This window comes from Arenibaculum pallidiluteum (assembly GCF_017355985.1).
Classification (GTDB): Bacteria; Pseudomonadota; Alphaproteobacteria; order Azospirillales; family Azospirillaceae; genus Arenibaculum; species Arenibaculum pallidiluteum.
Window position 1 is genome coordinate 442,726 of record NZ_JAFIQU010000001.1, and the last position, 24,397, is coordinate 467,122.

Genomic DNA, 24,397 nt, shown 5'->3' on the forward strand with positions numbered 1-24,397 from the left:
GCGCCGGCGGCGCTCAGCCCCCCATCACGAAGCGGCGTCCGTGCAAGGTCAGGTGCAGCGGCGTCGCGGGGTTCTCGCCGAAGCCCCGCAGCCGCCGGGCGAACTCCTCGGCGTCGATGTCGGGTGTGATCTCGCACAGCGCATCGTATTCGGCGGCCGTGGTCTTGCGACCGCTCCAGGCGAGCCCGATGCCCGGCAGGGGCGCGTCGTCCGTCGCAAGGCGCGGCGCCAGGCGCCCGAACAGGCGGATCGCTGCCGCATAGCCGAGCTCCGCGAGCTGCATCTGGCCCGCCCCGGCCGGCGCGTCGACGAACTCGACCCCGACGATCTCGCCCTCGTCGACACGCCGGGTCATCACATGGGCGGTGGCGCCGAACCGGGTCTCGCCGCGATAGGCCGCGAAGCTCTCGGGGTAGCGACCGGGGCAATGGGGCGGCCCGGGATGGAAGTTGTAAGCGGGCCGCCCCAGCCGCTGCAGCACGGCCTCGGGCACCACGATGCCGGTCAGGAACGCGATCAGCAGGGCACCGGGCCGCGCCGCGGCCTCGAGCTGCGCGAGGGTGCCGCAGTAATGCAGGGCGGCGAGGGAGTTCTGCCGCTGCAGGAACTCGAACAGGTGGGGCGCCTCGCGCGCCCCTGTCAGCAGCAGGATCTCGCTCGGCATGGGCCTGGCGGTCTCCGGGCCGCGTCCGTCACTGGGCCGTCCAGCCGCCGTCCATGGTCAGAGCAGCCCCTGTCATTTCGGCCGCGGCATCGGTGCACAGGAAGGCCGCGAACTCGCCGAGCTGCTCGGGGGTGACGAAGCTGCCAGAGGGCTGCTTCTCGCCCAGTAGCTTCTTCTTGGCGGCATCGAGCGGGATGCCCTCGCGCTCCGCCAGCGCGTCGATCTGCTTCTGGACCAGCGGCGTCAGCACCCAGCCCGGGCAGATCGCGTTGCAGGTTATGCCGCTGCCGGCGGTCTCCAGTGCGACCACCTTGGTCAAGCCGACGACGCCGTGCTTCGCCGCCACATAGGCGGACTTCGACACGGAGGCGACCAGCCCGTGCGCAGAGGCGATGTTCACGATGCGCCCCCAGCCCTTCTCGCGCATGCGCGGCAGGGCATGGTGGATCCCGTAGAAGACGCCGGACAGGTTGATGGCGATCACCTGCTGCCACTTCTCGATCGGGAACTCCTCGACCGGGGCGACGAACTGGATGCCTGCGTTGTTCACCAGGATATCGACGGAACCCAGCTCCTCGGCCGCCTGGTCGACCATCGCCTTCACCTGGCCGGCATCGCCGATATCAGCGGGGGCATAGGCCGTGCGCACGCCGAACTCCGCCGCCAGCCCGTCCTTGATCCGGGCGATCTCGGCGGCGTCGCCGAAGCCGTTCAGCATCACGGCGCAGCCGCGTGCGGCTAGCGCGCGCGCGATGCCCAGCCCGATCCCGCTGGTGGAGCCGGTGACGATGGCGGTCTTACCCTTCAGCATGTCCATGCCTTTCCTCTAGTCCCCGCCGGCGCTGAGCCGCAGCGCGGCGGCACCCGTTCTAAGCGGTTCCGCGCCGGGAATCCACGCCGCTCGCGGCAAGGCCGGCGCCGCAATCACTGTCGCAGCCGGTCCAGGATGCCCCGCACGGTGCCTTCGGGCTGATCCTCGCCGGCGGTCGGTGCCGGCGGCCGGGCCGGAGCCGATGCCGGCGGCCTCTGCTGTTCCTGGCGCTGCTGTTCCTGCCGCTCCTGCTCCTGCTCCTGCCGCTGCCGCTCCTGCCTCTGCTGTTCCTGGCGCTGCTGCTCGGCCCGCTGTTGCTCCTGGCGCTGCTGCTCGGCCCGCTGTTGCTCGGCCCGCTGTTGTTCGGCCCGCTGTTGCTCCTGGCGCTGCTGCTGTTCCAGGCGTTGCTGCTCTTCGGCGCGGGCGCGCCTTGCCGCCTCGGCACGCTGCGCGAGCGCGGCCTCGAGCTCGTCGGCCGCGACGGCTCGCTGGGGCGCCGCCAGCGGGCCAGTGATAGCGACACGCGGCGGCGGCAGGTCGCCGAGCCCGGCGGGACGCACTTCCAGGTTCAGATCGACGCGCCGTTCCACCGTGTCGATGCGCCCGCCGCCAGTCACCGATCCCGCGGGCGAGGCCAGGCTCAGGCCCTCGGTCGCGATGACGCCATCCTGCAGGGTGAAGCCGGTCTCCACCCGCTCGACCGGGGTGCTGCCGGAGCTCAGCGCCTTGTCCAGCAGGGCGCGCAGCCCGCGCGCGAGGCCGGTCCCCTCCTGCAGCCGTTCGAAGGCCGGCGGCGCGAGCTGGCCGAGGTCCAGGCCCGTCACCGTGCCGTCGCGGAACAGGAACCGTCCACGCCCGTCCAGCGAACGCAGCAGGCCTGCCTCCGCAGCGCCTTCGCCGCTCAGCTCGACGGACAGGTCGTAGCGGCCGCCGGCGAGATCGATGCGCGCCTGACCCTGTCCCTGAGCCTGCGCCTGGGATTGCCCCTGGGATTGCCCCTGCGCCGGGCCGGGCACCAGCCCGTCCTGAAGCGTCGCGCCCGTGACGGTCGCGGAGGCGCCGAGCTCGGCACGCCCGCTCTCGTTCCGGGCAATACGGCCGTCCAGCCCCAGCCGGCCGCCGCGGAAGCCTCCCTCCAGGCGCTCCAGGGTCCAGGCCCCGGGTGCTGCCACCAGCGTCAGCGACGGCTCGTCCACCCGCCATTCGCCGGCGGCCAGGGCGCGGGCATTCACGGTCAGGCGCAGCTCGGCATTCTGCGGCGGCGCAATGGCCAGCGCGACGCCAAGCGGCGAGCGCGGGCGCGCGCCGGCCACGGGTGCCTCCAGATACCGGTCGATCATGAGCTCGCCCGTCGCGAGCTGCGCCTGGACCTGCGGGCGCTCGCCGGCCAAGTCCACCGTCGCCTCGCCGGTGACCGACATGGGCCCCACGACGCCCTGGATCCCCGAGACCGACAGGGCCATGGCCGTTCCGCCGATCTCGGCGTAGACGTCCAGCGTGCCCAGCTCGGCCGGCCGCCAGTCCGGCCAGAACAGCCTCGCGAAGCTCCGCCCCTCGGGCCAGGTTCCGCGTAGCTTCACGTCCCAGGTCGGGTCGGCGAAGGGGCGGTCCACCGCGCCGCCGACCTGCAGCCGGCCCTGCGACACCGCGGCGTCCAGTTCCAGCCCGAGACGGTCAAGGCTTCCGGTCATGCGCCCCTGGACCGTCACACGGCCAAGGCGATCGGGCGGCACCGGGGCCTCGATGCCCAGCCGGCGCAGCGGCGGTGCCACGGATTCCGCTGCCGCGTTGACGCCGAGATCGAGCCCACCGAGGGGCGAGAGCGAGGCAATGGTGCCGGTGAGCGACAGGTTCGCGCCGGCCACGTCCCGCGCCTCGGCGCGGCGGAGCGTCAGGGATCCCGAGGCCAGCGTCGCATCGAGCTGCAGGTCCTGGACCTGGGTATCGGCCAGGGTCAAGCTTGCGAACCGGGCATCCAGGGTCGCATCGAACCCTGAAAGCCAGCCGGCCTCGAAACGACGCCCGCCCTGCCCGTCCTGGGGCAGGTAAGCATCCAGGTTCAGTCGGTCGACCTCGAGCCGCGCGCCGAAGGCCGGCCGCTCCCGGTTGGCGAAGGACACCGCGCCGCTTGCGACCGTCGTGTCGACCCGCAGATCGACCCCTGAAAGCTGGAGCTGCTGCGGGGTACCGGTCAGGGTGCCGGCCAGCGAGGATTTCCGCAGCCGGTCGGCCGGGACGCGCGCGACGTCGATGCCCGCCCATTCCAGCAGGGCGCGAAGGTTGTCGGAGGTGGCCTCGACCGTCAGCGCCATTTCAGGCCAGCCGTCGGCCGCCCCGATGGTGCCTGCCGCCGACAGCTCGGACCCCCCGGGCAGCGAGGCGCCCGCGCGCGCCAGGGTCAGCACGCCGTCGGCGAGCTGACCCTCGAGCCGGGCCTGGCGCACGATGCTGCCGCGATATCCGATGGCGTCGACGCCCAGCGTCAGCCTCGCCCCGAGATCGGTGGGCAGCGTGAAGCCGGGATTGTCGGCCACGGCCCCCGAGCCCGAGCCCTGACCCTGCTGGGTCTCCGCGGGACGCAGGGCGAGCCAGGCGTCGAGATCCAGCCGGTTCACGTTGAGCGTCAGCTCCAGGTCGTCGCTGCCGCTCTCGGGCGAACCAGGCCGGAAGCGCATGCTGCCCGAGCCGCGCGTCTCGCCGACCTGCAGCTCGACGCCGTTCAGCTCGACGAGGCGCGCCGAGGCCGTGAAGGAGGTCCGCAGGTTGAAGGACTGCTGAAGCAGCCTCGGGAGTTCCTCGGCAGGGCCCCGGCCGGCGGCCGTCAGCACGGCGCCCAGGGGGCGGCGCAGGTCGGCTCCCTCCGCCCGCAGGTCGCCCTGAAGCCGCGCATTCGGGCCGGTCGTCGCGATTCCGGCGAAACGCAGCACCGTTTCGGTGCCGCGCAGGCGGACCGAGGCGCGGAGCGGCAGGGCCCCGCCCTCCCCGACCCGTCCAGCGGAGACCTCGACGTCGAAGGGAACGCCGCGCGCCGTCACGCCGGCCTGGATCTGGAACGGTCCAACCAGGCTGCCCGCGACGATGGACGCGTCGATCGACTCGAATCGCTCGATCGCCCCGGTCGCGTCGTCGCGGTACACCACCGTGCCGCGCTCGATGCGCACCTGGTCGAGCCGGACGGTGTCCAGGAAGCCGCTGGGCTGCGAGCCGAACTGCCAGTTGCGCCGCCCGTCGGGCAGCGTCTCCAGCGCGACGACCGGCTCGACCAGCGTGATGCTCTCGACCTGGATCTGTCCCGAGAGCAGCGGCATCAGCGCGACACGTACGCGCAGCTCGCCGATGCGGACCATGTCGGCCTCTGCCGCGCCGGGCAGGTTGGCGAGCCGCGCCCCCGTGGCCCGCAGCGTCGGCCGCGGCAGCACGGTCAGGTCCAGGTCGCCGGCGATCGTCAGGGTCCGGCCGGTCGCAACGCTGACGCGGTAGGCGATCTCGTCCTTGTACCGGTTCCAGTCGATCAGGCTCGGCGCGACCAGGACGATGCCAAGCACCGCCAGCACGACGAACAGCACACCGATGAGGAACTTCTTCACGCGATCCGCCGATGCCGTTCCGCCGATCCGGTCCCGAAAGGGCCCGTTGAACCTCCGGCCCCGCGCGCTAAGCTAAAGAAGCAGGAGGAAGTAAGCAAATCGGCGCTGAGGCAGGCGCCGGCCCCGACCCCTAGGAGGTGTACATGGGCGAGGTCGTCAACCTCAACCGCTTCCGCAAGGAACGCGCCCGCCGCGACAAGGAAACCCTGGCCGAGCAGAACCGTACGCGCTTCGGCCGTACGAAGGAGGAAAGACGCCGGGACCGCGAGGAAAGCCAGAAGATCGGCCGCGACCTCGACGGCAAGAAGCTCGACGACCCCGCCTGATGCCGGCATTGCCGAACCATGCTAGGGGAATACCGTATTCCTTTGTTTGACGGACCAACGTAGCTTCGTCTCCGAGAGGCGTTGAGGCATGCCTCACCTCGGGCGGAGGCGGAAATGAACTCGGCATCGCAGTCGCAGAACGGACGGGCAGCGCATGGCGGAGCCCTTCCGGCGGTACGGCAGGTGAGACTCGACAGACCCTGGGTCTGGCTGGCCCTCGGGTGGCGGGACGTCGCCCGGGCGCCGCAGGTGAGCCTGCTCTATGGCGCGGCCCTGGTGCCGGCGAGCCTGGCCCTGGCGGTAGGCCTGTCCGCGGCCGGTATGTTCTACCTGATCCTGCCGCTGGCCTGCGGATTCATGCTGGTGGGCCCCCTGGTCGCCGTCGGGCTCTACGAGGTCAGCCGCCGGCTTGCCGCCGGCGAGCCGGTCTCGCTGGGCGCCGCGGTCCGGGCCTATTCGCGCAACGCCGTCCAGCTCTCGCTGGTCGGGCTCATCCTGGCGCTGGCGCTCCTGTTCTGGGTGCGCACGGCGCTGCTTCTCTTCGCGCTCTTCTTCGGGCTGCAGCCGCCGGTCGACCTGCGCGGCTTCATCGACCTCGTCCTCTTTTCGACCGCGGGGCTGCCGTTCCTGGCGGTCGGCACGCTGGCCGGTGGTGCGATCGCCGCGGCGGTCTTCGCAATCAGCGCCGTCTCGGTGCCCATGCTGCTGGACCGCGACTGCGACGTCTTCACCGCGGTGGTCACCAGCATCAGGGCGGTGACCCTGAACTGGCGCGCCATGACCGGCTGGGCCGCCCTGATCGCACTGTTCACGGCGGCGGGCCTGTCGACGGCCTTCATCGGCCTTGCCCTGGCGATGCCGCTGATCGCGCACGCCTCCTGGCACGCCTACAAGGACCTGGTGGCGGACTGACGTCCATGGGCCGGCGCCCCGCGCCGGCCCAGCCGTCCTCCGTCCCCCTGCTCAGCCCCCAGGGCGGGACGACGGGATCAGGCGCGTCACATGTCCCATCTTGCGGCCGGGCCGCGCCTCGGCCTTGCCGTAGAGGTGCAGGCGCAGGCCGTCGGATGCGAGAGCCTCGCGCCAGGTCTCGACCTCGTCGCCGATCAGGTTCCGCATCACGGCGTCGCAAATCGCGGCCGTGTCGCCCAGGGGCAGTCCGCACACGGCGCGGACGAGCTGTTCGAACTGACTGGTGACGCAGGCATCGATCGTCCAATGGCCCGAATTGTGCGGCCGCGGCGCCAGCTCGTTCACGAGGACAGCCCCCTCTCGGGTCACGAACATCTCGACCGCCAGCACGCCGACGAGTTGCAGGGCCTCGGCCAGGTGGCGCGCGATGCCCTCCGCATCGGCACGGACGCGCCCTGGCAGCGCGGCCGGGGCAATCGTCTCGGCCAGGATGCCGGACTCGTGGCGGTTCTCCACGGGGGGATAGCAGCGCACTGTGCCGTCCTGACCGCGCGCGACGATCACCGAGGCCTCGCAGGTGAAGGCCACGAAACCCTCCAGGATCGCCGGCACGCCGCCAAGCCCCCGCCAGGCGGCGGCGGCATCGGCGCCGGGATCGAGGCGCACCTGCCCCTTGCCGTCATAGCCGAGCCGGGCGGTCTTCAGGATCGCCGGGCCGCCGAGCTCGGCGAAGGCGGCGACCGCCTCGGCCTCGGTGCGCGCGTGGCGCCACGGTGCGGTGGGCACCCCCTGGCGGTTCACGAAGTCCTTCTCGAGCAGACGGTCCTGGGTGATCGCGAGCACGCCGGGCCCCGGGTGCACGGGGACGAACTGCTGAAGGAAGGCCAGTGTCCGGACGGGGATGTTCTCCCACTCCAGCGTCACCACGTCGACCGCGCGGGCGAAGCGGGCCAGGGCCTCCAGGTCGTCCCAGGCGGCGATGGTCTGCAGTGGCGTGACCTGACAGCAGGGGGCATCGGGCTCGTCGTGGTAGACGTGCACGCGGTAGCCGAGCCGGGCCGCCGCCTGCGCGGTCATGCGCCCGAGCTGGCCGCCGCCAAGGATCCCGATCGTGCCGCCGGGGGCGACGATGCGCGGCTCCGCCATCACGCGTCCTCCGCCGGCGCCTCGGCGACCGAGGCAGTCTGCCGGGCGCGCCAGGCGTCCAGGCGCTCGGCCAGCGCGGGATCCTGAAGGGCCAGCACGGCCGCCGCCAGCAGTGCGGCATTGATGGCGCCGGCCTTGCCGATCGCCAGGGTCCCTACGGGAATCCCGCCGGGCATCTGGACGATCGACAGAAGGCTGTCCATCCCCTTGAGCGCGTGGCTCTCCACCGGGACGCCGAAGACCGGCAGCAGCGTCATGGCGGCGCACATGCCGGGCAGGTGTGCCGCCCCACCGGCGCCGGCAACGATGACCTTGAGCCCCCGCCCCTTGGCCGATCCCGCATACTCGACCAGCCGGTGCGGCGTGCGATGGGCCGAGACGATGCGGGTCTCGTGGGGGACGCCGAGCGCCTCGAGCGTCTCGGCTGCGTGCCGCAGGGTCGCCCAGTCGGACTGGCTGCCCATGATGATGCCGACCAGCGGCCGGCCTGGATCGGCTGGTGTCACGGGGTCTCTCGGGCCTTTCAGGCAATAATGTCCGGTAGCAGCTTGCTCTCGATGCGCGCAATCATGTCCTTCAGGAGCAGCTTGCGCTTCTTCAGGCGCTGGAGCTGAAGCTGGTCGTAGACGGTCTGCCCCGCCAGCCTCGCTATGACCTCGTCGAGGTCGCGATGCTCGGTCTTGAGCATGGCCAGCTTCTCGAACAGCGCTTCCCGTTCTTCCATGACAGACGACGCATCCCGGGTGTTGAAGTGGGCTCGTGGGGCGGACGAGGGCGGTCTTATAGCAGAATTCCCGGCCCCCGGAGAGGGTTTACGAGCATTGCGGCCCGGGCTCCAATGGGAGAGACTGCGGCGCGCCAAATCCATGCACCGGAGCGTTCATGAGCGGCAACAAACGCATCGGAATTCTGACCAGCGGCGGCGACTGCGCCGGACTGAACGCGGCGATCAGGGCGGTTGTGCACCGGGCGATCCTGACCTACGGCTGGCAGGTGATCGGTATCCGCGAGGGAACCATGGGTCTGCTCGCGCGGCCGGTCCAGTACGACAGGCTGGACCTCGGCATGGTGAGCGGCACCATGATGCGCCTGGGCGGCACGGTGCTGGGCACCACGAACAAGGGCAATCCCTTCGCCTTCCCGATGTCCGACGGCACGGTGAAGGACCGCAGCGACGAGATCATCGGCGGGTACCGCGAGCTCGGCCTGGACGCGCTGATCGGCATCGGCGGCGATGGCAGCTTCGCGATCCTGAGGAAGCTCGCGGCGAAGGGCGGAATGAACCTGGTGGGCATTCCCAAGACCATCGACAACGACGTGAACATGACCGAGCTGTCGATCGGCTTCGACACGGCGGTGGAGGTCGCGACGGAGGCGCTGGACCGGCTGCAGCCCACGGCGGCCAGCCACCACCGCGTGATGGTGCTGGAGGTCATGGGCCGTGACGCCGGCCACATCGCGCTGCAGGCCGGCATCGCCGGCGGGGCCGACGTGATCCTGATCCCCGAGATCCCCTACAGCATCGATTCCGTCGCCCAGAAGATCCGCCAGGTCCGCCAGACCGGGCGCAACTTCGCTCTGGTCGTGGTCTCCGAGGCGGTTCGCACCTCCGAGGGCGAGGCCATGCAGAAGGCCTTCGCCGACGGACAGAAGCGCTTCGGCGGGATCGGCAACTACATCGGCGAGCAGATCGCGCGCAGCACGGGGGCCGAGACGCGGGTGACGGTGCTCGGCCATGTCCAGCGCGGCTCGATGCCGAGCCCGCGCGACCGGCTGATCGCCTCCGCCTTCGGGGTGCATGCGGTCGACCTGATCGCCGAGGGCAAGTTCGATCGCATGGTGGCCTGGCAGAACCGGCAGGTCATCGACGTGCCGCTGGAGCAGGCCATCGAGACCTACAACGAGGTCGGGCTCGACGACGCCCTCGTGAAGACGGCGCGCGGGCTCGGGATCAGCCTGGGCGACTGAGTCCGACGGTTGCCGGGCGGCAGGACGGCGACGGGAATCCGCATCCCGTCCTGCCGCCCCGCCCGCAGCCTCACCAGCGCCAGGTTGTCCTGGCGATCTCGTGGTAGAGCTCGCCCCTGGTGATACCGACGTCGCGGAGCAGGTGGTCGTCGAGCCCTGCGAGATGGATCAGGGCGCGCCGCTTGCGGCGGTGCTCGCACCAACGCTGCAGCACCAGGCGTACTGGCCCGAGCAGCCCGGGCTGACGCCCCGAAGGCGTGGTGGGTCGGAAGGTCTCGGCAATCTGTGACATGCTGGCCTCCTGCGGTTCACGGGGCGGGCCCGTCTGATCCCGACCCTATCGGCAGGCGCGCCGGCTGGATGTGAACTAGTCCACAAACCGGCGACGAAAGGCGCGACGACGCGTGTCCACGATCGTCCTTGCCGTGATGCTCGTTCGGGGGCGCGCCCCGAGCGGATGGCGCCTGCTGGCGCTCGCCGCCGTGATCGTGGATGCTCTGGCCGGGATCCGGGCCACCGCCCTCCTGCTCACGACCTGAAACGCAACCCGCCCGGACGAAGCCCGATGCAGCAGCAGCCAGCGGACGCCCATGCAGAAGGCGGCAACCAGCTCTGGCGCCATGTCCTGGAGCTCTATGCCCGTCCCGGCGTCGCCGCGGCCTGCCTGGAGCTGCAGGACCGGCGCGGAATGGACGTTTGCCTGCTGCTCTATGCCCAATGGGCCGGGATGGCCTGCGGGCATCGCCTATCAGAGGCCGAGGCGGCGGCGCTTCGCACGGCCGTCGCCCCCTGGCACGGCGAGATCGTCCGGGCGCTTCGGGCCGTGAGGAAGCGGCTCAAGACCGGCCCGGCGCCGGCGCCGGACGCATCGACGGCGGCGCTGCGCGCGCGCGTTCAGGCCGTGGAGATCGACGCCGAGCGCATCGAGCTGGCCGCGCTCGCAACCGCCCTGCCCCTGGCGCCGGCGCCCGTGCCCAAGGCGGTCGGCATGGCTGCCGCGCTCGCCAATCTTTCGCTGCTCTGCCCGCCGGAGGGACCGGAAGACGAGCGGGCGCTCGCGGTGCTGGCGGGAACGTGATCGGCCTTGGCCCCGGCACGCACTTCGCGGGCTAATCCGATGATGATGGGGCCGGCTCGGAAGTCGCTTTGTTCCCCGCCCCGGGCTCGCCGAGAATGTGCCCGGGCAAAGGGGGGCGCATGAACGAGGATCCGGAGGAGCGCGAGGCTTTCGGGCGCTGGGTGGACGGGATGCCGCCGAGCTGCTGGCCCCGGGAGTGGAGTTCCAGCGACCATGCCGCCTTCTTCTTCGCGGCGGTGGTCCTCGCGCTGTTCGCATCGGGAATGATCCGACAGGAGCTCCTGGGCCAGGATCCCGTCCAGGTGGCGACCTTCACCTGGGGCGGGCTGAGCGGAGTGGCGGGTTACGCAATTCTCGCCCTCGCCCATCGCAGCGCCCTGGCGCGGCGGCGCTCCCGCCTGTCGCCGCCGTCCGGCCGGCGGGCCTTCCGCCATGTCGGCGCCGAGGCGGCCGCACGGAGCATCGCCTTTCCCGGGACGCCGGCCGACGGGAGCCGCGAGGCCGGCCGACGCGAGATCGGCGCATGCCTGCGGCCCCACCGCGCGCCACCGTCCCCCTCTGCGCCGCCCGTAGCCTTACATGCCGGCGCCGCTTCCGAACCCATCGCGGGGCCGACGTCGCCCTGAGCCCGGCCTGCCGCAAAGGCCACCCTCGCGTCACGCCCCCGCCGGCAAGGCCTCGGCTCCGAGCGACCTGCCGGCCGCATGCGCCGCGGCGATCGCCTCGGCCACCGTCGTGCGAAAGCGCACCCGCGGCGGCCGGACGCCATGGGCGAGAAGGACCCGGCGGATCGGCCGGGCTGCGCCCGCGACATAGACCGTCGCCCCCTGCCGCCGCGCCTTGCGCACGAAGCCCTCGATGGTCGCGGCTGCGGTCGAATCCAGGAAAGGCACCGCCGAGACGTCGATCACATAGGCCCTGGGGTGCTCGGCCAGGCGGTCGAGGACCGAGCCGACGGTCGCGGCCGCCCCAAAGAAGAAGGCGCCCGAGATCCGGCAGACGACCACGTCGGGGTCGGTCGCCGTCGCGACATCGTAGGGAATGCGCCCCCCGGCGTCCGCCGCGTCGGCGACGTCCTCCTCGACCACGGGCCCCGTCCTCTCGACCTCGACCGCCTGGGCCATGCGGTGCAGGAACAGCAGCGCGCCCAGGCCAAAGCCCACCAGGATGCCCTCGGTCAGATCGCGGAAGACGACCAGCAGGAAGGTCGCGAGCAGAACCACCGCATCGCCGCGCGAGGTCCGCAGCAGGGTCGCGAACGCATGCTTTTCCGCCATGTTCCAGGCCACGACCGCGAGCACGGCGGCCAGCGCTGCCAGGGGGATGTAGCTCGCCAGCGGCGCCGCCACGAGCATGAACAGCAGCAGGAACAGCGCATGGAGCAGGCCCGCGACCGGCCCTCGCGCGCCCGAGCGGACATTGGTCGCCGTACGGGCGATTGTGCCCGTCACGCAGATGCCCCCGAACAGCGCGGATGCGATGTTCGCGACGCCCTGCGCCACGAGCTCGCAGTTTGAGCGATGGCGGCGCCCGCTCATGGAATCCGCGACCACCGCCGAGAGCAGGCTTTCGATGCCGCCCAGCAGCGCGAAGGCCAGGGCGTCGGGAAGCACCGCCAGAACGGCCTCGGTCGAGATGACGGGAAACCGCGGGGACGGCAGCGCACTCGGAATGCCGCCGAAGCGCGAGCCGATCGTCTCAGCCGGCAGGGCCAGCGCCCAGCCGATTGTGGCCGAAAGCGCCACCGCGATCAGCATAGCCGGCCAATGCGGGCGGTACCAGCGCAGCCCGAGGATCGTGCCGATGGTGAGGACGGCGAGGAAGAGCGCGGCAGGGTTCAGCGTGGGCAGCGCCTCCGACAGGGCGACGACCTTGGGCAGGATCGGGCCCGGCTCCTTCGCAAGGGTGAGGCCCAGCAGGTCCTTGATCTGGCTCGCGAAGATGATGACGGCAATGCCCGCCGTGAAGCCGACGGTGACCGGGAACGGGATGTACTTGATGAATGTGCCGAGCCGGAGGAAGCCGATCGCCAGGAGCATCAGGCCGGAGAGCATGGTCGCCAGAAGCAGACCGTCGACCCCGTGTCGCTCGACGGTCGCGGCGACGAGCACGATGAAGGCTCCCGCCGGCCCGCCGATCTGGAAACGGCTCCCGCCCAGAAGCGAGATGAAGAAGCCGCCGACGATCGCGGCGAAGAGCCCGCGATCCGGCGTCACGCCGGAGGCGATGGCAATCGCCATGGAGAGCGGCAGAGCGACGATCGCGACGGTCAGGCCGGCGACTGCATCGGCGCGAAGATCCTGGAGCCCGTAGCGCTCGCGCAGGACCGTGACGAGCTTGGGCGTGAAGAGTTCCGCGAAACTCGGTTCGACGGGGTGTGCGGCCATGACAAAGTTCTTTCTTGCCGCTGGGTGCGGCCCGCTGAGGTGCGGCGGGATCGTCGGCCTTGGGTCGGCGGTCGCCGTCGCGGCGTGGCGCTAGGACAGCGAAGTGCCGGGCGGTCTCGGCTCCTTGAAGCGCACGCCGCGGCCGCCGCCCGCGCTCGTTGCGTTGTCTCCGATCAGCTCGACGCCGGCGCGCTCGAAGGCCTCGACGACCTTGGTGAGCGTGTCGATCACGCCGCGCACGTTGCCCTCACTCGCCTCCATCCGTTGGATGGTCGGAAGCGACACGCCTGCGAGCTCCGCGAGCTGCCTTTGGTCGAGGCCAAGCAGGGCGCGCGCGGCACGCATCTGCGCTGCGCTCATCACGGATCGATCCTCCCTCAGCCGTGGACTTAGATATAGCTGATGCGATAATTGATGTATAGACCATCAAGCCTGAGGCCTCAGCTATTCATCATCATGGCTGCTGGTAGGCCTGCGGAGCGCCGTAATGCGCATCAGCAGCCACATGGCCGTGACGATCAGAGCAGCAAGCAGGGTGCCTACCAGGGCGATCCGGAACTGGCCCGCGCCGGCCGCCATGCCGATCGTGCTCGTCATCCACAGCCCGGCCGCGGTGGTGACGCCATGGACGTCCGCGCGCGTTACGAAGATGATCCCTGCGCACAGGAAGCCGATCGCCTGGGCGAGGCCTTGAATCGCCCGCACGGGATCCGTATCGCCGCGCCCCAGTTTGGCCAGCTCCTCGGCCATCTCCAGCGCGATCAGCATGGTCATCGCCGAGCTCAGCGCGACGAGCATGTGCGTCCTGATGCCGGCTGACTTGCCCCGGATCTCGCGGTCCAGCCCCAGCACCATGCCGAAGAGGCAGGCGATGCCGAGCCGCAGCAGCATGTCCCGCATCGGGATGACGGTCGGTCCGAACAGCGCGTCCATTCCCCCTCCTGTCGGAAGTTGGGGAAAGGCTACACCACGGCGCTGAGGAGGCGCGATCTGGTCTCGGGCAAGGGAGCGGCGCCGAACGGAGGGTTCTTCGACCCGCAGCGTCGAATCCGCGACGTAAGCGCCGCGTCATTGACGATGCCGGTCGGCTGCCGAAGGACGATACCTCCTGGCATTGATACTTCGCCGGAAGCGGCTTGAGCTTCGCCTGAAGCTCAAGCCGCTCCAGGAGCCTGCGTCGGTCAGACTCCCTGGGCCCGCGAGAACGGAAGAACGCGCATGCGCTGGCGCGTCGCCGCATAGACCGCGTTCGCCACCGCCGGGCCGATCGGCGGCACGCCCGGCTCACCCACGCCCGTAGGCCGCTCGGTGCTCTGAACGACGTGGACCTCGACATGCGGCATCTCATCGATGCGCAGCACGTCGTAGCCGTCGAAGTTGCTCTCCTGCACGGCACCACCGTCCAGCGTCACCTGGGACTTCATGATGGCGCCGAGGCCGAAGCCGATACCGCCTTCCATCTGCGCACGGATCATGTCCGGGTTCACCGCCACGCCGCAGTCGACCGCACAGACGACACGCTCGACCTTCGGCCGCCCGCCTTCCATGCTCACCTCGGCGATTTGCGCAACGAAGGTGCTGAAGGACTCTGCGACCGCGACGCCACGGAACCGGCCCTCGGGCGGTGGCCGGTCCCAGCCGGCCTTCTCGGCCGCGAGCCGCAGCACACCGGCATGGCGGGGATGCCCGCTTAGGAGCTCGAGCCGGAACGCGACCGGGTCCTTGCCGGCGGCTTCCGCCACCTCGTCCAGGAAGGCCTCGACGGCGAAGGCGGTGTGGGTCGATCCCACCGCGCGCCACCAGAGTACGGGCACGCCGTTCTCGGTCGTCGTCAGCTCGACGCGGAGATTCGGGATCGCATAGGGGATCGTCGCCGCGCCCTCGACCGAGGTCACGTCGATGCCGTTCTTCACGAGCCCCGCGAAGGGGGTGTTCGTGACGATCGACTGGCCGACGATCCTGTTCCGCCAGGCGACAAGCCGGCCCTGCGCATCGAGCCCCGCCTGGAGGGCGTGGACGTACATCGGCCGGTAGCGCCCGGCGCGCATGTCATCCTCGCGGGTCCATTGCACCTTGACCGGCGCGCGCCAGCCGAGCGCCTTCGCGACCGAAACGGCCTCCACGATGACGTCGGCATCGGGCACGGCCCGCCGGCCGAAGCTGCCGCCCGTCTTCATGACGTGCAGCCGGACCTTGTCGGGCGTGGTCTCGGCCACCTGCGCCGCGGTGGCCTGGTAAAGATCGGGAATCTGGTGACCGCCCCAGACCTCGATGATGCCGTCCTCGGTGCGCCGGGCCACCGCGTTCAGCGGCTCCAGGGCCGCATGGGCGAGATAGGGGAACTCGAACGTGGCCTCGAGCACCTTCGCGGCGCCCGACAGCGCCGCTTCGACATTGCCCTCGTCCCGCGCGACGGTGCCCGGCCGGGACGCCAGATCGCGATAGGACGCCGCGAGCTCGGCCGTGGAACGCTTCTCGGCCTTCGTGTCGTCCCACTCGGCCGTCACGGCCTCGCGCCCCTTCATCGCCGCCCACATGTTCTCGGCGACGACCGCGATCCCGCGGGGCGTCGACACAACGTCCACGACCCCCTTCACTGCCTTCGCCTGCGTGGCGTCGAAAGACTTCAGCGTGGCGCCGAACAGCGGCGGATGAATCATAACGGCCGTCAGCATGCCCGGCAGCTTCACGTCGATCGTGAACCGTTCCCGGCCGGTCGACTTCTCGCGGCTGTCGATCCGGGGCAGGTTGGGATTGCCGATGAGCTTCCAGTCCTTCGGGTCCTTCAGCGACACGTCCGTCGGGATCGGCACCGCGGCGGCTGCGCCGATGACGTCGCCGAAGCCCGCGCGCCGTCCCGATGGATGCGAGAGCACGCCATTCTCGACGGTGATCTCGGCCTTCGGAACCTTCCAGGCGCTCGACGCGGCCGCGATCAGCATCGCGCGCGCTGCCGCGCCCGCTTGGCGGTAGCGGTCGAACGATGACGCGATGGCGGTCGAGCCGCCGGTGCCTTGGATGGCGCCGCCCCACACGAGGTTCCCGTAGGCCTGCGTGTTGCCCCAGGCACCATCGGCACGCATCTGCGACCAGTCCGCGTCGAGCTCCTCCGCGACCAGCGTCGCGAGGCCGTGATAGGAACCCTGGCCCATCTCCAGATGGGCCGAATGCACGACGACGAGCCCCTCGGGCGTGATGGTGAGATAGGCCGAGAACGGGTTCATCTCGACATGCGCGAAGGGCGCCTGCGCCTGCACGGGGCTATCCGCGGCCCCGGCCACCCGGAAGCCGACCGCAAGCCCGCCGCCGACCGCGGCCGCCCCGATCAGAAAGCGCCTGCGCGAGACCGCGCCCGAGCCGGGCGCCAGTTTGGGAAGATGTCCGGCCAGCATGTCACGCTCCCAGGGTCTTGGCGGCTTCCTTGACGGCGCCGCGGATGCGTTGGTAGGTCGCGCAGCGGCAGAGGTTTCCGCTCATGGCCGCGTCGATGTCGGCATCTGTCGGCCTGCGGTTCTCGGCCAGCAAGCCGATGGCCGACATGATCTGCCCGGACTGGCAGTAGCCGCATTGCGGCACGTCGAGCTTGATCCACGCGGCCTGGACCGCCTCCGCGACCTGGCCGCCGACGCCCTCGATCGTCGTCACGGCCTTTCCCGAGGCTTCGGAGACTGGCGTCTGGCAGGAGCGCACCGGCTGGCCGTCGAGGTGGACCGTGCACGCGCCGCAGGCGGCGATGCCGCAGCCGTACTTCGTCCCGGTGAGGTTCAGCAGATCCCTGATTGCCCATAGGAGCGGCATGTCAGGGTCGGCATCGACCGCATGCGTCGTTCCGTTGATCGTCAGGTTCACCATGAGACAGCCTCCGTGTTTCGCGCGGATGCGGGTTGCGAAGCGGGCATCGGGTCGGCCCCTTATGCGGTTCCGGTCGGCGCTCCCGGACGACGGCCCCAATCGCGCCTCGTCCGGGATGGCGATCGCCAGACCTCTCGGTCCATGGAGCTCGTGTGAATAGCCGGTCGCCGCCGACCTGCCGGGCCGAGTTTATCCCAGCCTGGGCACAGACCATTGCAGGAAGCTCGCGCGTTCTTGCCTATTCGTCCGGATGTGCGGTGCGCCCGCCGTCCACGGGAGGGTGACGGCGCTGCCTCATCCAGTAAGCCGGGACGTAGGTAAGCCGGGACGTAGGCGCGGTCACGCGCGCCCAGCCCGGCCGTGCCTGCCTCGTGAAGGGCGGCGAGGGTCTCGGCTGCGACCGGAAGCAGCGCGTCCCTTGCCTTCAGGTGGGGGAGCGCTTGCCCCGGCCACTGCCGCCGTCCTCGCCCCACCGGCGCACCAAGCCGGCGTCGAGCCCGAAGAGATCGAGGATTCGCCCGACGGTGTGGTCGACCATCGCCTCAAGGTTTTCAGGGCGCGCGTAGAAGGCGGGGACCGGCGGGGCGACGATCGCACCCATCTCGGCGAGCTGGGCCATCGTCCGCAGATGCCCGAGATGGAGGGGCGTCTCGCGGACCATCAGCACGAGCGGGCGCCGCTCCTTGAGCGCCACGTCGGCCGCGCGGGTCAGCAGGGTCGAGGTGACCCCCGTCGCGATCTCGCCCATGGTGCGGATCGAGCAGGGCGCGACCACCATGCCCAGGGTGCGAAAGCTGCCGCTCGCGATCGCCGCCCCGACATCCTGGACGGGATAGCAGATGTCCGCCATGGCCCGGACATCGGCCGCCCGCAGGTCGGTCTCGGCGGCGATGGTCGCCTCTGCCGAACGGCTGAGGACCAGATGCGATTCGACGCTGATCCGCCGCAGCGCCGTGAGCATCCGGATGCCATAGACGGCCCCCGACGCCCCGCTGATGCCGACCACGAGGCGGCGCGGCGGGGCGGACGTGCCGTCCATCGGGGGGACGGACATGCCGTCCGGCGGCGGCGCGCCGGTCAGTCGGTCGCCTCGTCGGCGGGCTCGGAAGCCTCGGGCGCGTCGGCCTCGACCTCCCGGCGGCCGCCGCGGGCATGGGCCTGGGCCAGCGCCTCGTCGAGCTCGCGCCGGGTGCACAGGCCCAGCTGCACGGGATCGCGCGGCTTGATGTTCTGTGCGTTCCAGTGGGACTTCTCGCGGACGGACTGGATCGTCGGCTTGGTCGTGCCGATCAGCCGGCAGATCTGCGCGTCCGAGAGCTCGGGATAGGTCTTCAGCAGGAAGGCGACCGCATCTGGCTTGTCGCCGCGCTTGGTCACGGGCGTGTAACGCGGCCCCTTGGAGCGGGCCACGGGCTGGGGCAGATCGACCTGCAGGAGCTGGAGCCGGTTTTCCGGATCCTGCTCGCAGCGCAGGATTTCCTCCTTGGTGAGCTGGCCATTGGCGACCGGGTCCAGGCCAACCATGCCCACCGCCACCTCGCCGTCCGCGATCGCCTGCACCTCCAGGGCGTGAAGCCCGCAGAAGGCCGCGATCTGCTCGAAGGTCAGCGTGGTGTTTTCGACCAGCCAGACGGCGGTCGCCTTCGGCATCAGGGGCAGCGGCATCGATCCTCCAAAGTAACGTTATCCTTGTCCCGGCAGGCCTTTCAAACCCGCCCGGCGCCCACCACCAAGAATCTCGGAATGAGCATCAGCGGGTTCAATATACGGAAAAGGCGTTCCCGTTCACGGATTCTTTGTCAATCCGCGACGACCAGCACGATCTTTCCGACATGGGCGCTGCTCTCCATGAGCGCGTGGGCCTGGGCGGCCTCGGCCAGGGGGAACGTCGCGTGGATCGGGGGGCGGACCTGCCCGGTCTCCAGCATCGGCCAGACCTTGTCCCGCAGCGCGGCGGCGATCTCGCCCTTCTGGGCCGCGCTGCGCGGACGCAGGGTCGATCCCGTCAGCGTCAGCCGCCGGGTCATCAGCGGACGCAGGTCGAGCGAAACCTTCGAGCCGCCGAGGAACGCAATTGAGACGTGCCGCCCCTCGACCGCCATGCAGGCTATGTCGCGGGCCACATAGTCGCCGCCGACCATGTCCAGCACCACATCGGCGCCGTGCCCGTCGGTCGCGGCCAGCACCGCGGGCACGTAGTCCTCGGTCCGGTAGTTGATCGCCCGGTCGGCGCCGAGCCTTTCGCAGGCCACGCATTTCTCGGGGCTGCCGGCCGTCGCCAGCACCCGCGCGCCGAAGGCCTTGGCGAGCTGGATCGCCGTGGTCCCGATGCCGCTCGACCCGCCATGGACCAGCAGCGTCTCGCCCCTGGCGAGACGGCCGCGCTCGAAGACGTTGGTCCAGACCGTGAAGAAGGTCTCCGGCACCGCCGCGGCCTCGGCCATGGAGAAGCCCCGCGGCACCGGCAGGACCTGCACCGCCGGCGCGACGGCGTATTCGGCGTATCCGCCGCCGGCGAGCAGGGCGCAGACGGGCTCGCCGATCGCGAGGCCGTCCACGTCTGGCCCGAGCGCGGCGACGGTCCCCGCGACCTCAAGGCCCGGCAGGTCCGAGGCGCCCGGCGGCGGCGGGTAGGCGCCCTGGCGCTGGAACACGTCCGGACGGTTGATCCCGGCCGCGTGGACCCGGATCAGGACCTCGCCGGCCTCCGGCCGGGGCACCGGCCTGCGCGCCGGGCGCAGGACCTCCGGCCCTCCGGGCTGGGTGATCTCAACGCAGGTCATGCTGTCGGGCACGGGTTCGGCCATGGGTTCCTCCCCTTCTCACAATGGGCGGCAGGGTGCAGAGTTGGTGCAGAGTTAAGGCCGCCGGATCCCGGCGGCAAGCGAGGGAGGACATGGATGAGCTTCTTCGACGACCTGGAGCCCCGCAGGGAGACGCCGAAGCCCAAGGACCTCTCGGTCATGGGGATCGAGGAGATCGAGAGCTACATCGCCGGGCTGCAGGCCGAGATTTCCCGCGCCCGTGCCGCCATCGACCAGAAGCGGGCGGCGCGCCAAGGCGCCGACACCTTCTTCAAGCGATAGGTTTCAAGCGGCAGGCTTCGAGCGGCTGGCCTCCGGACGGCCCTGCCGGAAGGAACCCGCGGCCTGTCCATGGCACGGCGGCGGCGGCTCAGCCGCCGGGTCTGGCGCCGGCCGCCTCCTCGTCCAGGATCTCCGCCATCCGGCCGACGGTGCCTGCAAAGCCGGAGCGCATCTGCCGGTACAGAAGGACCGCCGTCACCCAGGTGGTCGCGATCATGAAAAGCCAGGGCTGGATGAACCAGGCGAGGACCGCCAGCGCGAAGTAGTAGGCGCGCAGCCCGCCGTTGAAGGCGCTGATGGCGCTGGTGATGGCACGGCCGAGCTCGACCGCGATGCGTTCCCGCAGGGCCTCCGGCGCGTGCTGGGAGGGAGCCGCTCCCATCAGCGCGCAGGTGTAGTTGTACTGGCGCAGCGCCCAGGTGAACTTGAGGAATCCGTAGATGAAGATCACCACCAGCAGCACCAGCTTGGCCTCGAACAGGGCGCGGCTGGTCTGCTGGACGACGCCGCTCTCGCCGATCACGCGCCAGACCGTCTCGACCGTTCCGAAGACGCTCAGGAGCCCCGCCACGACCAGCACCGAGGTGGAGGCGAAGAAGGTCACGCTGGCGATGGTCTGCCCCATGAGCTGGGAATCGAAGATGCGATTCTCGCGCTCCAGGAACCGCATCATCCAATAGTGGCGGATGCGCGCCATGCGCTGGTTGATGGCCGGGAGGCGCTGGACGCGCCAGTCCAGCATCACGGTGTAGCCGAACCAGTTCGTCGCGAACCAGGCCAGCGCCAATGCGTCGATCCAGGTGATGTCGGGGGGCAGCAAGGACTGGATCCGTAAGGTGCAACCGCGGGGATGCTAAGCCGCGCCGCGGTCGCTGTCATCGGCCAAGCGGCCGGAGATCGCCTGTTCCAGGACGAAGACGCGGATCGCGCTAGACAGATTGCCGCCGCGGTCCTGGTCGATACGCTCGACCAGCGCGTTCACGGAGATACCCTGCACCGCGGCGAGCCGGCGCAGGGCATCCCAGAAGGCGGGCTCGAGCGAGATGCTGGTCTGGTGCCCGGCAATCGTGACCGAGCGCTTGCGGACCGCGCCTTCCATCGCCTCCTCGGCTCGAGCTCAGCGCGGGCCGGTCATGTCCTGCGGGCGCACCCATTCGTCGAACTGCTCGGCGGTCAGAAGGCCCAGCGCCACCCCGACCTCCTTCAGCGTCCTGCCCTCGCGATGAGCGGTCTTGGCGATCTTCGCGGCCGCGTCGTAGCCGATATGCGGGTTCAGCGCGGTCACAAGCATCAGCGATTCATCCAGCAACCGGGCGATCCGGTCGCGGTTGGGTTCGATCCCGACCACCGCGTTGTCCGTGAAGCTGCGGCAGGCGTCGGCAAGCAGGCGGATCGACTGCAGCACGTTGTAGATGATGACGGGCTTGAAGACATTGAGCTCGAAATGCCCCTGCGCACCGGCCACGCTGACCGCGGTCTGGTTGCCCATCACCTGGGCGCAGACCATGGTCATGGCCTCGGACTGGGTCGGGTTCACCTTGCCCGGCATGATCGAGGAGCCGGGCTCGTTCTCCGGCAGGGCGATCTCGCCGATCCCGCAGCGCGGGCCCGAGCCCAGCAGGCGGATGTCGTTCGCGATCTTCATCAGCGAGCACGCCACCGTGTTGAGCTGGCCGTGCAGTTCGACCAGCGCGTCATGGGCCGCCAGCGCCTCGAACTTGTTGGGGGCCGTGCGGAAGGGCAGGCCCGTAATCTCCTCGGCCTGGCGCGCGAACTCCTCGGCGAAGCCCTTGCGGGCATTCAGGCCGGTACCCACCGCCGTGCCGCCCTGGGCAAGCTCCAGCAGGCGGGGCATGCAGGCCTTCACGCGATCGATCCCGTAGCGCACCTGCGTCTCGTATCCCGAGAACTCCTGCCCCAGGGTCAGAGGGGTCGCGTCCTGCAGGTGCGTGCGCCCGATCTTCACGATATCGGCGAAGTCCCGCGCCTTGGCGCCCAGCGCCGCATGCAGGTGCTCCAGCGATGGGATCAGCTCGTGGTGGAGCTGCTCGACCGCCGCGATGTGCATTGCCGTGGGGAAGCTGTCGTTCGACGACTGCCCCATGTTCACGTGATCGTTGGGATGGACGGGCTTCTTGCTGCCGATCTCGCCGCCCAGGATCTCGATCGCGCGGTTCGCGATCACCTCGTTGGCGTTCATGTTCGTCTGGGTGCCGGATCCGGTCTGCCAGACCACCAGCGGGAAATGGTCGATCAGCGTGCCGTCGATGACCTCCTCGGCGGCATCGACGATGGCCTGCCCGAGCTTGGCGTCGAGGACGCCGAGCTTCATGTTCGCCTGGGCGGACGCCTTCTTCTGGATCCCGAGCGCCCTGACCAGCGGGCCCGGCATGCGCTCGCCGCCGATCCGGAAGTTCTGAAGCGAGCGCTGCGTCTGCGCGCCCCAGTACCGGTCCGCCGGCACATCGATGGGTCCGAAGGTGTCGGTCTCGACACGCGTCGCCTTTTCGGCCATGGCTCCTGTCCCCGTGATGGCACCGCGCTGGGCGCGGCTTCCCCTGTTTCTAGCACAGCCCCGCCCGCCTACAACCCGCGCGGCCGCAACCCGTCCCGGCGGATCAGATCCGCGCGCAGGTCCGGCGGGCGGTCCTCTCCCAGACGAAGGGAACCCGGAGAGGGTATGACCTTGCGAGGAGGACGTGATCTTGGCCGAGACATCCCTGCACGGCGTCTACCGCGCCTACATCGACTGCCTCAATCGCCGGGACTGGGCCCGGCTCGCCGCGGACTACGTCCATGACGGGGTCGAGCACAACGGGCGGCCACTCGGGCTGTCCGGCTACCGCGAAATGCTGGCGAAGGACTTCGAGGACATCCCGGATCTTCGCTTCAACATCGCGCTTCTCGTCTGCGAAGGTCCGCATGTGGCGGCGCGCCTCGCCTTCGAATGCTCGCCGAAGGGCGAGTTCCTGGGCCTCCGCGTCGACGGGCGCAGGGTCTCCTTCGCGGAGAACGTCTTCTACGAATTCCGGGAGTCCAGGATCGCGAGGGTCTGGTCCGTCATCGACAAGAGCGCCATCGAGGCGCAGCTCGCGCGACGAGGCTAGAACCGGACGACCTTTCCGGGGTTCATGAGGTTGTGGGGGTCCAGCGCGCGCTTGATCTCGGCCATGACCTCCCAGCCCTCGCCATGCTCGATCGGCAGGAACGGCATCTTGCCGTAGCCGACCCCGTGCTCGCCCGTGCAGGTCCCGCCCATCTCCAGCGCGCGCCGGACCAGGCGCTCGTTCAGGGCCGCGGCGCGCCTCAGCTCGTCGGGGTTCTCGGGATCGATCACGTAGACGAGATGGAAGTTGCCGTCGCCGACATGGCCGACCAGCGGGGCCAGGACGCCGGACTCGGCGATGTCGGCCTTCGTCTCCATGATGCAGTCGGCCAGGCGAGAGATCGGCACGCAGACATCGGTCGGCCAGCCGCGCGCCCCGGGCCTGAGCGCCAGCGAGGCATAGTAGGCGTCATGCCGGGCCTGCCACAGGCGCGAGCGCTCCTCGGGCCGGGTCGCCCACTGGAAGTCCGTCCCGCCCTGCTCCGCCGCCACCGCCTGCACGAGCTCGGCCTGCTCCACCACGCCCGCGGACGTGCCGTGGAACTCGAAGAACAGCGTCGGCACCTCCGCCAGCTCCAGCTTCGCATGGCGGTTCACGGCTGCGACCGTCAGCTCGTCCAGGAGCTCGATGCGCGCGACCGGCACGCCGAGCTGGATCGTCTGGATCACCGTGTCCACCGCCGCCCGGATGCTCGGGAACGGGCACACCGCCGACGAGATCGCCTCGGGGATCCCGTGGAGCCGCAGCGTCACCTCCGTGATCAGCCCCAGCGTGCCTTCCGCCCCCACGAACAGCCGCGTCAGGTCGTAACCCGCCGAGCTCTTGCGCGCCCGCCCGCCGGTCCGGATCACCCGCCCGTCCGCCAGCACCACCGTCAGCCCCAGCACGTTCTCGCGCATCGTGCCGTAGCGCACCGCGTTGGTGCCCGAGGCCCGCGTCGAGGCCATGCCGCCGATCGAGGCATCGGCCCCGGGATCGATCGGGAAGAACAGCCCGCTGTCGCGCAGGTGCTCGTTCAGTTGCTTGCGCGTCACCCCCGCCTGCACGGTGACGTCCAGGTCCTCGGGGCTCAGGCGCAGGATCGCGCGCATGCCCGAGACGTCCAGGCACACCCCGCCCTGCAGCGCCGCCACCCCGCCCTCCAGCGAGGTGCCGGTGCCGAACGGGATCACCGGCACGCCATGGCGCGCGCAGATCGCGACCGCACGCGCGGCCTCCTCGGTGCTCTCCAGGAAGGCCACGGCATCGGGCGGCACCACCGGATGGTAGCTCTCGTCCTTGCCGTGATGCGCGCACACCGCCGCCGCCGTGCTCAGCCGCTCGCCCAGCAGGCCGCGCAGCTCCTCCAGCGCGCTGGTCAGCGCGTTCGCCGTCGCCCGACGCACCGGCTGGGGCATCGACATGGACCTTCCCTCCGCTTCGTTCCTTCCGCACGGCTCCCCGGCCGCCACTATCCTCCTAGCACAGCCCGGG

At 70.4% G+C, this 24,397-nt stretch carries 27 protein-coding genes; 8 read left to right on the plus strand and 19 right to left on the minus strand.

Annotation, left to right across the window (positions count from 1 at the left end; translation table 11 throughout):
* Positions 1-13 precede the first annotated feature (13 nt).
* The 3 genes from JUB13_RS02140 to JUB13_RS02150 form a co-directional block, all read right to left on the minus strand.
* Positions 14-664, minus strand: coding sequence for a formyltransferase family protein (locus JUB13_RS02140; RefSeq protein ID WP_207476800.1), 651 nt, complete (start codon positions 662-664; stop codon positions 14-16).
* A gap of 28 nt (positions 665-692) precedes the next feature.
* Positions 693-1,475, minus strand: coding sequence for a 3-hydroxybutyrate dehydrogenase (locus tag JUB13_RS02145; protein ID WP_207477423.1), 783 nt, complete (start codon positions 1,473-1,475; stop codon positions 693-695).
* 113 nt (positions 1,476-1,588) lie between these two features.
* A complete protein-coding gene (locus tag JUB13_RS02150; RefSeq protein WP_207476802.1) occupies positions 1,589-5,062 on the minus strand; it encodes an AsmA family protein in 3,474 nt (1,157 codons plus the stop codon).
* A gap of 143 nt (positions 5,063-5,205) precedes the next feature.
* Between JUB13_RS02150 and JUB13_RS02155 the strand changes: the two genes are divergently transcribed.
* Positions 5,206-5,388 (plus strand): DUF4169 family protein, encoded by a 183-nt coding sequence (locus JUB13_RS02155; RefSeq protein WP_207476804.1) that lies wholly within the window; start codon positions 5,206-5,208, stop codon positions 5,386-5,388.
* Positions 5,389-5,571: 183 nt separating this feature from the next.
* Positions 5,572-6,300 (plus strand): DUF2189 domain-containing protein, encoded by a 729-nt coding sequence (locus JUB13_RS02160; RefSeq protein ID WP_328702843.1) that lies wholly within the window; start codon positions 5,572-5,574, stop codon positions 6,298-6,300.
* A 51-nt stretch (positions 6,301-6,351) separates the two neighbouring features.
* Here the strand turns inward: JUB13_RS02160 and JUB13_RS02165 are convergent, their stop codons facing one another.
* Genes JUB13_RS02165 through JUB13_RS02175 form a run of 3 tightly spaced genes read right to left on the minus strand, consistent with a single transcriptional unit; the run spans position 6,352 to position 8,170 of the window.
* The gene (locus JUB13_RS02165; RefSeq protein ID WP_207476808.1) at positions 6,352-7,446 is read right to left on the minus strand and encodes a 5-(carboxyamino)imidazole ribonucleotide synthase; all 1,095 of its coding nucleotides are present in this window, start codon (positions 7,444-7,446) and stop codon (positions 6,352-6,354) included.
* Complete coding sequence (gene purE, locus JUB13_RS02170; RefSeq protein WP_207477424.1) at positions 7,446-7,910, minus strand: 5-(carboxyamino)imidazole ribonucleotide mutase; 465 nt, start codon at positions 7,908-7,910, stop codon at positions 7,446-7,448. The genes JUB13_RS02165 and purE overlap by 1 nt, the downstream gene beginning before the upstream one ends.
* Before the next feature lie 59 nt (positions 7,911-7,969).
* Entirely contained in the window at positions 7,970-8,170 is a 201-nt protein-coding gene (locus JUB13_RS02175) for a YdcH family protein (RefSeq protein ID WP_207476810.1), read from the minus strand.
* A gap of 158 nt (positions 8,171-8,328) precedes the next feature.
* On the opposite strand from JUB13_RS02175, the gene JUB13_RS02180 reads away from it, so the two are divergent.
* Positions 8,329-9,414 (plus strand): ATP-dependent 6-phosphofructokinase, encoded by a 1,086-nt coding sequence (locus tag JUB13_RS02180; protein ID WP_207476812.1) that lies wholly within the window; start codon positions 8,329-8,331, stop codon positions 9,412-9,414.
* A gap of 70 nt (positions 9,415-9,484) precedes the next feature.
* Here JUB13_RS02180 and JUB13_RS02185 read toward each other — a convergent pair whose 3' ends face one another.
* Positions 9,485-9,706, minus strand: coding sequence for a DUF1127 domain-containing protein (locus JUB13_RS02185; RefSeq protein ID WP_207476814.1), 222 nt, complete (start codon positions 9,704-9,706; stop codon positions 9,485-9,487).
* Positions 9,707-9,818: 112 nt separating this feature from the next.
* Here JUB13_RS02185 and JUB13_RS31745 point away from each other — a divergent pair, with 112 nt between their 5' ends.
* The 3 genes from JUB13_RS31745 to JUB13_RS02195 all read left to right on the plus strand — a co-directional run bounded on the left by JUB13_RS31745 (position 9,819) and on the right by JUB13_RS02195 (position 11,118).
* Positions 9,819-9,953, plus strand: a complete 135-nt coding sequence (locus JUB13_RS31745) for a hypothetical protein (RefSeq protein WP_268914309.1) — start codon at positions 9,819-9,821, stop codon at positions 9,951-9,953.
* Between the two features lie 26 nt (positions 9,954-9,979).
* Positions 9,980-10,492, plus strand: a complete 513-nt coding sequence (locus JUB13_RS02190; RefSeq protein WP_207476816.1) for a TIGR02444 family protein — start codon at positions 9,980-9,982, stop codon at positions 10,490-10,492.
* 119 nt (positions 10,493-10,611) lie between these two features.
* On the plus strand, positions 10,612-11,118 hold the full coding sequence (locus JUB13_RS02195; protein WP_207476818.1) for a hypothetical protein: 507 nt from the start codon (positions 10,612-10,614) through the stop codon (positions 11,116-11,118).
* A 30-nt stretch (positions 11,119-11,148) separates the two neighbouring features.
* On the opposite strand, the gene JUB13_RS02200 is transcribed toward JUB13_RS02195, so the two are convergent.
* The 8 genes from JUB13_RS02200 to JUB13_RS02235 form a co-directional block, all read right to left on the minus strand.
* Positions 11,149-12,879 carry a SulP family inorganic anion transporter gene (locus tag JUB13_RS02200; RefSeq protein ID WP_207476820.1) on the minus strand — a complete coding sequence of 577 codons (1,731 nt, stop codon included), beginning with the start codon at positions 12,877-12,879 and terminating at the stop codon, positions 11,149-11,151.
* A 90-nt stretch (positions 12,880-12,969) separates the two neighbouring features.
* Positions 12,970-13,239: a helix-turn-helix domain-containing protein gene (locus JUB13_RS02205; protein WP_236024658.1), complete on the minus strand. Its 270-nt coding sequence runs from the start codon at positions 13,237-13,239 to the stop codon at positions 12,970-12,972.
* 84 nt (positions 13,240-13,323) lie between these two features.
* Positions 13,324-13,812, minus strand: coding sequence for an MgtC/SapB family protein (locus tag JUB13_RS02210; RefSeq protein ID WP_211115445.1), 489 nt, complete (start codon positions 13,810-13,812; stop codon positions 13,324-13,326).
* A 248-nt stretch (positions 13,813-14,060) separates the two neighbouring features.
* The gene (locus JUB13_RS02215; RefSeq protein WP_207476824.1) at positions 14,061-16,271 is read right to left on the minus strand and encodes a xanthine dehydrogenase family protein molybdopterin-binding subunit; all 2,211 of its coding nucleotides are present in this window, start codon (positions 16,269-16,271) and stop codon (positions 14,061-14,063) included.
* A 1-nt stretch (position 16,272) separates the two neighbouring features.
* Positions 16,273-16,731, minus strand: coding sequence for a (2Fe-2S)-binding protein (locus JUB13_RS02220; protein ID WP_207476826.1), 459 nt, complete (start codon positions 16,729-16,731; stop codon positions 16,273-16,275).
* 424 nt (positions 16,732-17,155) lie between these two features.
* Complete coding sequence (locus JUB13_RS02225) at positions 17,156-17,785, minus strand: UbiX family flavin prenyltransferase (RefSeq protein ID WP_328702844.1); 630 nt, start codon at positions 17,783-17,785, stop codon at positions 17,156-17,158.
* Between the two features lie 23 nt (positions 17,786-17,808).
* A complete protein-coding gene (locus JUB13_RS02230) occupies positions 17,809-18,396 on the minus strand; it encodes a DUF1013 domain-containing protein (protein WP_207476828.1) in 588 nt (195 codons plus the stop codon).
* A 134-nt stretch (positions 18,397-18,530) separates the two neighbouring features.
* On the minus strand, positions 18,531-19,538 hold the full coding sequence (locus JUB13_RS02235) for an NAD(P)H-quinone oxidoreductase (protein ID WP_207476830.1): 1,008 nt from the start codon (positions 19,536-19,538) through the stop codon (positions 18,531-18,533).
* Between the two features lie 93 nt (positions 19,539-19,631).
* On the opposite strand from JUB13_RS02235, the gene JUB13_RS02240 reads away from it, so the two are divergent.
* Complete coding sequence (locus tag JUB13_RS02240) at positions 19,632-19,817, plus strand: DUF1192 domain-containing protein (RefSeq protein ID WP_207476832.1); 186 nt, start codon at positions 19,632-19,634, stop codon at positions 19,815-19,817.
* An 88-nt stretch (positions 19,818-19,905) separates the two neighbouring features.
* Here JUB13_RS02240 and JUB13_RS02245 read toward each other — a convergent pair whose 3' ends face one another.
* From JUB13_RS02245 to fumC, 3 genes are read right to left on the minus strand one after another with little or no spacing between them, the layout of a single operon-like run.
* On the minus strand, positions 19,906-20,637 hold the full coding sequence (locus tag JUB13_RS02245) for a DUF599 domain-containing protein (protein ID WP_207476834.1): 732 nt from the start codon (positions 20,635-20,637) through the stop codon (positions 19,906-19,908).
* 33 nt (positions 20,638-20,670) lie between these two features.
* Positions 20,671-20,916, minus strand: a complete 246-nt coding sequence (locus tag JUB13_RS02250) for a ribbon-helix-helix domain-containing protein (protein ID WP_207476836.1) — start codon at positions 20,914-20,916, stop codon at positions 20,671-20,673.
* 18 nt (positions 20,917-20,934) lie between these two features.
* Positions 20,935-22,332, minus strand: a complete 1,398-nt coding sequence (fumC, locus tag JUB13_RS02255) for a class II fumarate hydratase (protein WP_207476838.1) — start codon at positions 22,330-22,332, stop codon at positions 20,935-20,937.
* 190 nt (positions 22,333-22,522) lie between these two features.
* Between fumC and JUB13_RS02260 the strand changes: the two genes are divergently transcribed.
* Positions 22,523-22,924, plus strand: coding sequence for an ester cyclase (locus JUB13_RS02260; protein ID WP_207476840.1), 402 nt, complete (start codon positions 22,523-22,525; stop codon positions 22,922-22,924).
* On the opposite strand, the gene JUB13_RS02265 is transcribed toward JUB13_RS02260, so the two are convergent.
* Positions 22,921-24,321, minus strand: a complete 1,401-nt coding sequence (locus tag JUB13_RS02265) for an FAD-binding oxidoreductase (RefSeq protein WP_407928071.1) — start codon at positions 24,319-24,321, stop codon at positions 22,921-22,923. The two genes, JUB13_RS02260 and JUB13_RS02265, sit on opposite strands and share 4 nt — an antisense overlap.
* Between the last annotated feature and the right edge of the window lie 76 nt (positions 24,322-24,397).